Source organism: Pelagibacterium sp., from assembly GCF_035555455.1.
In the GTDB taxonomy this organism is placed as follows: domain Bacteria; phylum Pseudomonadota; class Alphaproteobacteria; order Rhizobiales; family Devosiaceae; genus Pelagibacterium.
In genome coordinates this window covers 1-9,464 of sequence record NZ_DATMGM010000056.1, presented here as the reverse complement: position 1 = coordinate 9,464, position 9,464 = coordinate 1, and the positions used below count along the sequence as shown (strand labels likewise).

The window sequence follows — 9,464 nt, the reverse complement described above, 5'->3', positions numbered from 1 at the left end:
AAGGTGGGCTTTCGCGACAGCGAAAGGTCGGATGAGGGGTGCGCAGAGCCCGCCCCACGCACAATCTTTCAAGACTGAACCACCAAGGATCACCGCCATGCTGACCAACGATCAACTCGACCACTGGGACCGGGAAAACTTCTTCCATCCCTCAACCCATCTTGCCCAGCATGCGCGCGGTGAGACGCCCACGCGGATCGTCACCGGGGGATCGGGGGTCTATATCGAGGACCGCGACGGCAATCGCCTGCTCGATGCCTTTGCCGGGCTCTATTGCGTCAATGCCGGATATGGCCGCACCGAAATCTCCGACGCGATCGCCGAGCAGGCGCGCGAGATGGCCTATTATCATGCCTATGTCGGCCACGGCACCGAGGCCTCGATCACCCTTTCGAAGATGATCCTCGACCGCGCGCCCGCCGGGATGAGCAAGGTCTATTTCGGCCTTGGCGGGTCCGATGCCAACGAAACCAACATCAAGCTGGTCTGGTATTACAACAACATCCTCGGGCGGCCCGAGAAAAAGAAAATCATCTCGCGCTGGCGCGGCTATCATGGCTCGGGCCTGATGACCGGTTCGCTGACCGGATTGGCGAGCTTCCACAATAAGTTCGATCTGCCGCTCTCCCCGATCCTGCACACCGAAGCGCCCTATTATCTGCGTCGCAAGGACAAGGCGATGAGCGAGGCCGATTTCGTCGCCCATTGCGCCAATGAACTCGAAGCGCTGATCCAGCGCGAGGGGCCGGACACCATCGCCGCCTTTATCGGCGAGCCGGTTCTGGGCACCGGCGGCATCGTGCCTCCGCCCGCTGGTTACTGGCAGGCCATTCAGCAGGTGCTCGATCGCCACGATATCCTGTTGATCGTCGACGAGGTGGTCACCGGTTTCGGGCGGCTGGGCACCATGATGGGCTCGGACCATTACGGTATGCGCCCCGATATCATCACCATCGCCAAGGGCCTCACCTCGGCCTATGCGCCACTGTCAGGCTCGATCATCGGCGACAGGGTCTGGGAGGTGCTGATGCGCGGCACCGATGAAAACGGGCCCATCGGCCATGGCTGGACCTATTCCGCCCACCCGATTTGCGCCGCCGCCGGTGTGGCCAACCTCAAGCTGATCGATACGCTTGGGCTGGTGAACAACGCCGGCGAGACCGGGGCCTATCTCAACGCCCGGATGGCCGAAGCGCTGGGCGATCACCCCAATGTCGCCGAAATCCGCGGCGAGGGGATGCTGTGCGCCGTCGAACTGGTCAAGGATCGTGACACCACCACCTTTTTTGACGCCGACGAAAAAGTCGCCCCCCGCATCGTTGCCGAAATGGTCAAGCTCGGGGTTATTGCCCGCGCCATGCCCCAGGGTGATATCATCGGTTTCGCCCCCCCGCTTTGTCTCACGCGCGAGGAGGCCGATATCGTTGTCGACAAGACGGCCCAGGCGACGCGGGCGATCCTTGGCTGATCTGAGCGCAACGGGGCGGTGCTGCCGTCCCGTTCACCGCGATGTGAACAGGCCTTGTTTCAACCGCAATAGCACTATATGATGACGCAACACGTTTGATGCTCTTGGCTACCTGATCTGCCGGCTTGCCGGTCACTTGGATATCCTTAAATGCAGGACGTTTAGGCACGGCGTCTATCGTCGGGCCGGCCTTGTCAGCATGTCGCTGGCAAGACTTTCGCCATTCGAAAGGATCCATGATGATCTCGGGCAAAGTTAAGTTTTTCAACACCACCAAGGGTTTCGGCTTCATTCAGCCCGATGAGGGCGGCCAGGATGCTTTCGTGCATATCTCGGCTGTCGAGCGCTCGGGTCTGAGCAGCCTCGTCGAAGGTCAGTCCGTGACCTACGAACTCGAAAAGGGCCGTGATGGCCGTTCGTCGGCGACCAACATCCAGGTCTCCGAATAAGTCTGACAGGCCGCCGCAAGGCGGCCTTTCTTTTTTCCGGAGCACTTCCAGAATAAGTGACCTCACTTATTCGGTTCGGAAGTGCGACCAACAAGAAAGTCAGCACTTCCAGAATAAGTGATCTTACTTATTCGCTTCGGAAGCGCGACCAACAATCAGTCAGAGCGTCTGCTCTCATTCCGTTTCAGGCGCTCAGGGTGAGAGAGTGATGACAACCACCCCGAAAATGAGCCCGAAAAATCGGGCAGCCGAGCTGGAAGCCCGGCAGAAAGAGGCGCTTCGCCTCGAAGATGTCGCTCTGGAAGCGACCCGCGCCAAGACCATCCGCCTGCGCGCCATGCGTCTTGAAAAAGAACGCGCCGACCGGGTCGCAAAAGAGCGCGCCGCCGCTCTGGCCCGTGCCGCTAAACGCCCTGCCGCCAAACGCTGACTGCGCGTCCCCGAGGCCTCAGGCCCATTCCCGTTTCTTCGACGTCTTGCCGATGCCGGGATTGAAGCTGTTGGTCGGGTCGAGCGATTTGTAGAAGTCTTTCAGCGCCGGCTTGGCCTCATAGATATGCCCCACATTGTGCTCGGCGGGATATTCCGCGCCGCGCGTGTCGAGCAAGTCCAGCAATTGCGCCTTGATCGCCTCCACGTCACCGCCCTTTTTCACCATGTAGTCCTGATGCAGGACGTGGCAGAAAAAATGCCCGCAGATCGATTTGTATGAGAGCTGCGCGTCGAGTGCGGCGGGCAGGTCCGGCAGCCAGTCGATCTCGTTGCGCGGCAGCGCCACATCGAGCGCCAGAATGTCCTCGACTTCGTTTGGATGTACGGCGCGATAGCGCCCCGCCGCCCCGCCAAATGCGAACCGGTGCAAAAACGCGTCCGCGCCCTCTTGCGGTGTGCATTCGAAAAATGCCCCGCTCGCCGAGGGCATGATGGCATTGAGATAGGCCCGCGCCTCGGCGACACCCTCGCCGCCCATGCGCAGCATCAGATGGTGCTCGTACCGGTCGCGATAAGCGTTCATCCGCTTGGGCAGGTGTTCGGGCAACAGATTGACGAATATCTGCACGATGCGGTCGGTCAGCGTGCTCCCCAGCCCCAGCTTTTCGGTAATCCCGTCCACCCAGCTTTTGGCCGCAAAGGCCGCTGGCACCCGGTCCGTGCCGAAATGCTTGATCAGCAGAAACGTGTCCTTGCCATAGGTCTGGGTCAGCCGGTAACCGTCGCGATGCAGATACTCCCCGGCGATCGGCAGGTGCTCGAATTGGCTGAGCATATGCCGGCGGATTTCCGCCAGTTCGCCCGCATCATTGCTGCCGATATAAAACACCTGCGTTTCGGTATCGGCAGCAAAACTGTCGAGCCGCAGCGCAAACACCGCCAGCTTTCCGGCGCTGCCCGAGGCTTCATAAAGCTTGCGCGGATCGGCGTTGAAGCGGGCCGGGGTCGGCGCTTCGATGTCGCGCACATGGGTGTGATAATCGTGGTCCGAGGCCCGCTGATTGGTCTGATAGGTGATATCGCTTTCGCTGTAATCACCGCCATCGAGCCGGGCGAGAATGGTTTCCGGGTCATCGCCCAGCGCCACGCCGAGATGATTGACTAGTCGCAGCGTGCCCGTTTCATCGACCTGCGCGAACAGGGCAAATTCGGTATAGGCCGGGCCGCGCTGGATCAGCGCCCCGCCGGAATTGTTGCACACCCCGCCGACCACCGACGCGCCGATGCAGCTCGATCCGATCACCGAATGCGGCTCGCGCCCCACAGGCCGCAGCGCTTTTTCCAGCCGGTCCAGCGTCGCGCCGGGCAGGGCGATGAATTGCTTTCCCTTGTCGATCAGATCGACCCGCGCGATGCGCATGGTGTTGATGATGACGATGGGCCGGTCATACCCCTCGCCATAGGGCGTCGATCCTCCGGTGATCCCGGTATTGGCCGCCTGCACGATGACGATCACCCCGGCCTCGACTGCGGCTTTGAGCACCCGCCATTGCTCGACCAGCGATCCCGGTCGCACCACGGCCAGCACCTTGCCCTCACCATAGCGATAGCCCTTGCGATAGCGCCGCGTGGCGCGGTCGCCCACCAGCAGGTGGCGCGGCCCGACAATAGTCCGGAAGGTTGAAAGCAGCGTGTCGGTCATGGGTCATCCTTGCGAAGTCGCCCGGACAATATCCTCATGGCCGCAAAAATGAAGCCCCGTCTTTGCCGCAAGGAAAAAGGGGAGGGCCGGCGTGGCGCTCCCCTTCGATCGTCAAACGGCTTCGAGCACCGCCGCAATACCCTGGCCAACGCCGATACACATGGTGACCAGCGCCCGCTTCTGGCCCGAAAGGCTCATTTCCAGCGCGGCGGTTCCGGCGATGCGAGCCCCGCTCATGCCCAGCGGGTGGCCCAGTGCGATGGCCCCGCCATTGGGGTTCACATGCCCGGCGTCCTCGGCAATCCCGAGTCCACGCAACACTGTGATCCCCTGGCTGGCAAAGGCCTCGTTGAGCTCGACCAGATCGATATCGCTGGCCGAAAGCCCCAGCCGCGCCAGCAGCTTCTGGGACGCGGGCAGGGGGCCGATTCCCATCACGCGGGGCGGTACGCCCGCCGTCGCGCCACCCACGATCCGGGCCAGCGGGGTAAGGCCGTATTTCCTGACCGCCGCTTCCGAAGCGATGATCAGCGCCGCTGCGCCGTCGTTGACGCCCGAAGCATTGCCTGCCGTCACTGTGCCGCCGTCCTTTTTGAACGGAGTGCCCAGCTTGGCCAGCGCTTCGATTGAGGTCGCGCGCGGATGTTCGTCCTTCTCGACGATCACCGGGTCCCCCTTGCGCTGGGGGATGGTGACCGGGACGATTTCCCTGGCCAGCCGCCCGTTTTCCTGTGCGGTTGCTGCCTTTTGCTGGCTGCGTAGGGCAAAGGCGTCCTGATCCTCGCGGCTGACCTTATAGTCCTCGGCCACGTTCTCGCCGGTCTCCGGCATGGAATCGACGCCATGGAGCTTTTTCATCACGGGGTTGACGAAGCGCCAGCCGATGGTGGTGTCGTAGATTTCCGCGTTGCGTGAAAACGCCGTCTCGGCCTTGGGCATCACGAACGGGGCGCGGCTCATCGATTCCGTGCCGCCCGCGATCATCAGTTCGGCTTCGCCCGCCTTGATGGCGCGCGCGGCGGTCAGCACCGCATCGAGTCCCGAGCCGCACAGCCGGTTGATGGTGGTTCCGGTCACCGTTTCCGGCATACCCGCCAAAAGCAGGCTCATGCGCGCCACGTTGCGGTTGTCTTCACCGGCCTGATTGGCGTTGCCGAAGATCACGTCTTCGACGGCCCCGAAATCGACGCCGCCATTGCGCTCCATCAGGGCCTTGAGCACGATTGCGCCCAGATCATCGGGCCGTACCTTGGAGAGCGCGCCGCCGAACCGCCCGATAGGCGTACGGATATAATCGCAGATATAGGCTTCGGTCATTACGCTGCCTTTCCGCCTTCATGGGCGCGCCTGGTGCGCTCCTGAAGGTCACGCAAGGTCGTCAGTTCCAGTTCGGTCGGTGCCGGGGTTTCTTCGAGATTGTCGGCAAACTTCACCGTCCAGCCGCAGGTCTCCTGCACCATTTCGCGGGTCACGCCCGGATGCAGCGATATTACGGTGAATTCCTTGGTCACGGGATCGGGCTTCCAGATGGCAAGGTCGGTAATCAACAGGGTCGGACCCTTGGTGGTGATCCCGAGTTTCTCGCGGTGGTCGCCGCCGTCGCCATGGCCAAACGAGGTGAAGAAGTCGATCTTTTCCACCATCGAGCGGGTGGCCTGCTTGAGCGTGATATAGATTTCGCCGCAGGAGGTGGCGATTTCCGGTGCCCCGCCGCCGCCCGGCAGCCGCACTTTCGGCGCGTCGTAATCGCCGATCACCGTGGTGTTGATATTGCCGAACTTGTCGATCTGGGCCGCGCCCAGAAAGCCGATCGAAATCCGTCCGCCCTGCAACCAGTAGCGGAACATCTCGGGCACCGACACGGTGGTGACGGCGGTTTCGCACAATTCGCCATCGCCGATCGACAGCGGCAGCACATCCGGCGCAGTGCCGATGGTGCCCGATTCATAGATCAGGGTGATGTCCGGGGCGTGGGTCAGCCGCGCCACGTTGCATGCAGCGGAAGGCGCGCCGATGCCCACAAAGCACACATCCTTGGAGGTCAGCGCCCGGGATGCCGCGATCGTCATCATTTCCGTTGGGGTGAAGTTGGTCATCTTAAAGCCCCTTGATCCGCTCGGCGAACGCCTCGGGCGTTGCGTCGAGAACATTGTCTTTCATCCATGCGGCAAACAGCTCGCGGTCGGCTGAAACCTTGTCCCATTCGAGATAGGCGGCGTTGTCGCGGTCGTAATAGCCATGGGTGTAGGAGGGATGCGCGCCGCCCTTGACCACGGCAATCGCCGTCACGGTCCAGTGGGGCAGGACGGTGAGGTTGGGGTGCAGCCCCTCGAAATCGGGCACGATTTCTTCCACCGTCACCACAACACGCTTGGCCGCCAGCGCCGCTTCCTTCTGCACGCCGACGATACCTTCGATCAACACGTCGCCGCGCTCATTGGCCTTCTGGGCGTGAATGAAGGTGACGTCAGGCCGGTGCGCGGGCACCGCTGCCAGCACTTCCCCGGTAAACGGGCAGGTCACCGATTTGATGGACGGGTTCACCTTGGGCAGGTCTGCGCCCTTATAGCCCCGAAACACCGCGCAGGGCAGGCCCGCCGCGCCAGCCTCATAGGCATTGGCCATGGCGGCATGCGAGTGCTCGACGGTTTCGATGGTGCGCGGATAGCCGTTCTCGATGGCATCGCGCATCCGCCGCAACAGGCCCACGCCGGGATTGCCCGCATAGGAAAAGATGACCTTTTTCGCCATCCCCATGCCGATCATCTGATCGTAGATCACGTCCGGCGTCATGCGGATCAGCGTCAGGTCCTTGAACCCCTGCCGGATCACCTCATGGCCCGCGGCATGCGGAATCAGATGGGTAAAGCCTTCAAAGGCCACCGCATCGCCATCCTTCAAATTCTCCCGCACCGCCTGTCCCAGCGGCATCACCTTGCTCATAGCGCTCCATCCCGGAAACATAACTGATGCCTCAGTAAACACTGGCCAGACGGCCCGGTAAAATGATAAAAGGCAGTCAATGTATAACTAGAAAGAATGTTTCGATCCCGAGGAGCGTTCTGAGATAAGGAATTCTTCCGCGTGTCATCCCGGCCTTGAGCCGGGATCCAGTAACCGGCAGAGCTGCGGTTTCCTCCCCAACGGTGCCGCATACTGGTTCCCTTGTCTTCGTCCGGGATGACAGAGGGAGCGCAGTTCTTTCATCCAACTGCTTCGCCGCCCCTTCTCCCCTTGAGGGAGAAGGTGGATCGCCCACAGGGCGAGACGGATGAGGGGTGCGCTGCCTCAACGCCAATCACAAAGGTGCCATGAGCCCAATGCCTCCAATTCCCCCGCTCGACCCGCGCATAAAACTGCGCCACCTCACCTGCTTTATCGAAACCGACCGTCGTGGCGGTGTGGTCCCCGCCGCTGAAGCCCTCGGGCTCAGCCAGCCCGCGGTCTCCAAATCCCTCGCCGAACTCGAATCCATCCTCGGCGTCGCGCTGTTTGATCGCTCCCGGCGCAAGCTGGCGCTCACCGAGTTTGGCGCGGTGTTCCTGCGCTATGTCAACGCCTCGGTCTCCGCCCTGCGCCAGGGGGTGGAGTCTGTCTCCCACGCCCATGGGGCCGATGCGGTCGTGCGCGTCGGCGCGCTGCCCACCGTCGAGGTCGAGGTCGTGCCCCGCGCCGTGGCAAAATTCACCACAGGCCCGCTTGCCTGCCGTGTGCATGTGGAAAGCGGCCCCAGCTCCCACCTGCTGGGCCTTTTGCGCGCTGGCGCCATTGATTTCGTGGTGGGGCGGATGCCCGAGCCCGAGGTGATGGCCGGGCTCGCCTTCGAGCATCTTTACACCGAGCCGCTGGTGCTTGCCGTGCGTCCCGCGCATCCGCTTCTGGCGCAACCGGCACTCACCCTGCGCCATGTCGAGCCGTTCCCTGCGCTGGTCCCTCCGCGCGGCGCGATCATCCGCCCGACGGTCGAAGCCCTGCTGCTGGCCGCCGGTATCACCCGCCTGCCGAGCGAGATCGAATCCGTGTCCAATTCCTTCGGGCGGGCCTATGCGCTGCTCACCGATGCGGTGTGGTTCATTTCCCGCTCGGTTGTGGCTGCTGATCTCGCCAATGGCGCTCTTGTCGCACTGGCCATCGATATGGCGGCCAGCCATGGGGCCATCGGCATCACCACACGGGCCGGGGCCGAGCCCGGTCTGCCCACAGCGGCACTGATCGCTGCCGTACGCGCGGCGGTCGCCGATCGCGAAGGGGTGTAAACGCACGATTTGTGACAGAATTGTCATCAAGCCTGTGGCCAAGCGCTCCGCCGTTCGCTATGGCCTCCCGCATCCGCCCAATAGCTGCGAAAGCGTGCGATCCCGATGTCCAAACCTGCAATCGACAAGGACCTCAAACGTGTCCGGCAGTTGCGCGAGGCGACTCACGCCACCTCCCGCGCCGTCGCGGCGCCGGGCCTGGCGCTGGTGTTCCTGCTCGCCGCCCTGATCTGGGCGACGTTTGCGGTGTCGAGCGGTCCGCAAAGCTATCTGGTGGTCATTGCCACAGTGATTGCCGCCTATATGGCGCTCAATATCGGCGCCAATGACGTTGCCAACAATATGGGCCCGGCGGTGGGCTCAAAAGCCCTCACCATGGGCGGGGCGCTCGCCATCGCCGCCGTCTGCGAGGCGGCAGGCGCGTTGCTGGCCGGTGGCGATGTGGTCACCACCATCTCGCGCGACATCATCGCACCGGGCACCGAATTGGGCACCACCACCTTCATCATGATCATGATGTCGGCGCTGCTGGCTTCGGCCCTGTGGGTCAACCTTGCCACCATTCTGGGCGCTCCGGTTTCCACCACCCATGCGGTGGTCGGCGGCGTGGTTGGCGCGGGGGTGGCTGCGGCAGGGCTTTCGGCCATCATCTGGCCCACCGTGTCACGCATTGCCGCCAGTTGGGTCATCTCGCCGCTGATGGGCGGGCTGATGGCGGCAGGTCTGCTCACCATCGTTAATTTCACCATCCTCACCAAAAAGCAGAAGACCGACGCGGCGCGGGTCTGGGTGCCGGTCTATGTGGCCCTGATGATCGGCGTTTTCGCCATGTATATGTCGATGAAAGGCCTCTCCCGCATCTGGTCTCCGGAGGGGCATATTGTGCTGCTCATCGGTCTGGTCGCAGGCGGCGCAGGATGGGTTCTGGTCCAGCCCTGGGTCCGGGCGCGCACCGAGGGCATGGACAATTCCAACAAGCAGGTCGGCACCCTGTTCCAGCTGCCGCTGATCTTTGCCACCGCGCTGCTCTCGTTCGCCCATGGGGCCAATGACGTGGCCAACGCGGTCGGTCCCTTGGCGGCCATTGTCGAGGTGGTGCGCACCGGCGGCGGGGCGGGCGACAATGTCGAATTGCCCCTGTGGGTTCTGGCCATCGG

The 9,464-nt window shown here is 62.8% G+C and carries 9 protein-coding genes; 5 read left to right on the top strand and 4 right to left on the bottom strand.

What is annotated here, in order from left to right; all coding sequences use genetic code 11:
* Positions 1 to 97: 97 nt before the first annotated feature.
* The 3 genes from VNS12_RS10305 (at position 98) to VNS12_RS10295 (ending at position 2,347) form a co-directional block, all read left to right on the top strand.
* Complete coding sequence (locus tag VNS12_RS10305) at positions 98 to 1,468, top strand: aspartate aminotransferase family protein (protein WP_325487747.1); 1,371 nt, start codon at positions 98 to 100, stop codon at positions 1,466 to 1,468.
* Between the two features lie 239 nt (positions 1,469 to 1,707).
* Positions 1,708 to 1,917, top strand: coding sequence for a cold-shock protein (locus tag VNS12_RS10300; RefSeq protein ID WP_325487746.1), 210 nt, complete (start codon positions 1,708 to 1,710; stop codon positions 1,915 to 1,917).
* 208 nt (positions 1,918 to 2,125) lie between these two features.
* Positions 2,126 to 2,347, top strand: coding sequence for a hypothetical protein (locus VNS12_RS10295; RefSeq protein ID WP_325487745.1), 222 nt, complete (start codon positions 2,126 to 2,128; stop codon positions 2,345 to 2,347).
* 18 nt (positions 2,348 to 2,365) lie between these two features.
* Here VNS12_RS10295 and dld read toward each other — a convergent pair whose 3' ends face one another.
* The 4 genes from dld to VNS12_RS10275 all read right to left on the bottom strand — a co-directional run bounded on the left by dld (position 2,366) and on the right by VNS12_RS10275 (position 6,994).
* Positions 2,366 to 4,051: a D-lactate dehydrogenase gene (gene dld / locus VNS12_RS10290; RefSeq protein ID WP_325487744.1), complete on the bottom strand. Its 1,686-nt coding sequence runs from the start codon at positions 4,049 to 4,051 to the stop codon at positions 2,366 to 2,368.
* Between the two features lie 111 nt (positions 4,052 to 4,162).
* Positions 4,163 to 5,368 (bottom strand): 3-oxoadipyl-CoA thiolase, encoded by a 1,206-nt coding sequence (gene pcaF / locus VNS12_RS10285; protein WP_325487743.1) that lies wholly within the window; start codon positions 5,366 to 5,368, stop codon positions 4,163 to 4,165.
* A complete protein-coding gene (locus VNS12_RS10280) occupies positions 5,368 to 6,147 on the bottom strand; it encodes a CoA-transferase subunit beta (RefSeq protein ID WP_325487742.1) in 780 nt (259 codons plus the stop codon). The genes pcaF and VNS12_RS10280 overlap by 1 nt, the downstream gene beginning before the upstream one ends.
* 1 nt (position 6,148) lies before the next feature.
* A complete protein-coding gene (locus tag VNS12_RS10275; RefSeq protein WP_325487741.1) occupies positions 6,149 to 6,994 on the bottom strand; it encodes a CoA transferase subunit A in 846 nt (281 codons plus the stop codon).
* A 377-nt stretch (positions 6,995 to 7,371) separates the two neighbouring features.
* Here VNS12_RS10275 and pcaQ point away from each other — a divergent pair, with 377 nt between their 5' ends.
* Positions 7,372 to 8,307 (top strand): pca operon transcription factor PcaQ, encoded by a 936-nt coding sequence (gene pcaQ / locus VNS12_RS10270; protein ID WP_325487740.1) that lies wholly within the window; start codon positions 7,372 to 7,374, stop codon positions 8,305 to 8,307.
* 105 nt (positions 8,308 to 8,412) lie between these two features.
* The coding region (locus VNS12_RS10265) for an inorganic phosphate transporter (RefSeq protein ID WP_325487739.1) at positions 8,413 to 9,464 on the top strand (1,052 nt) is incomplete at its 3' end.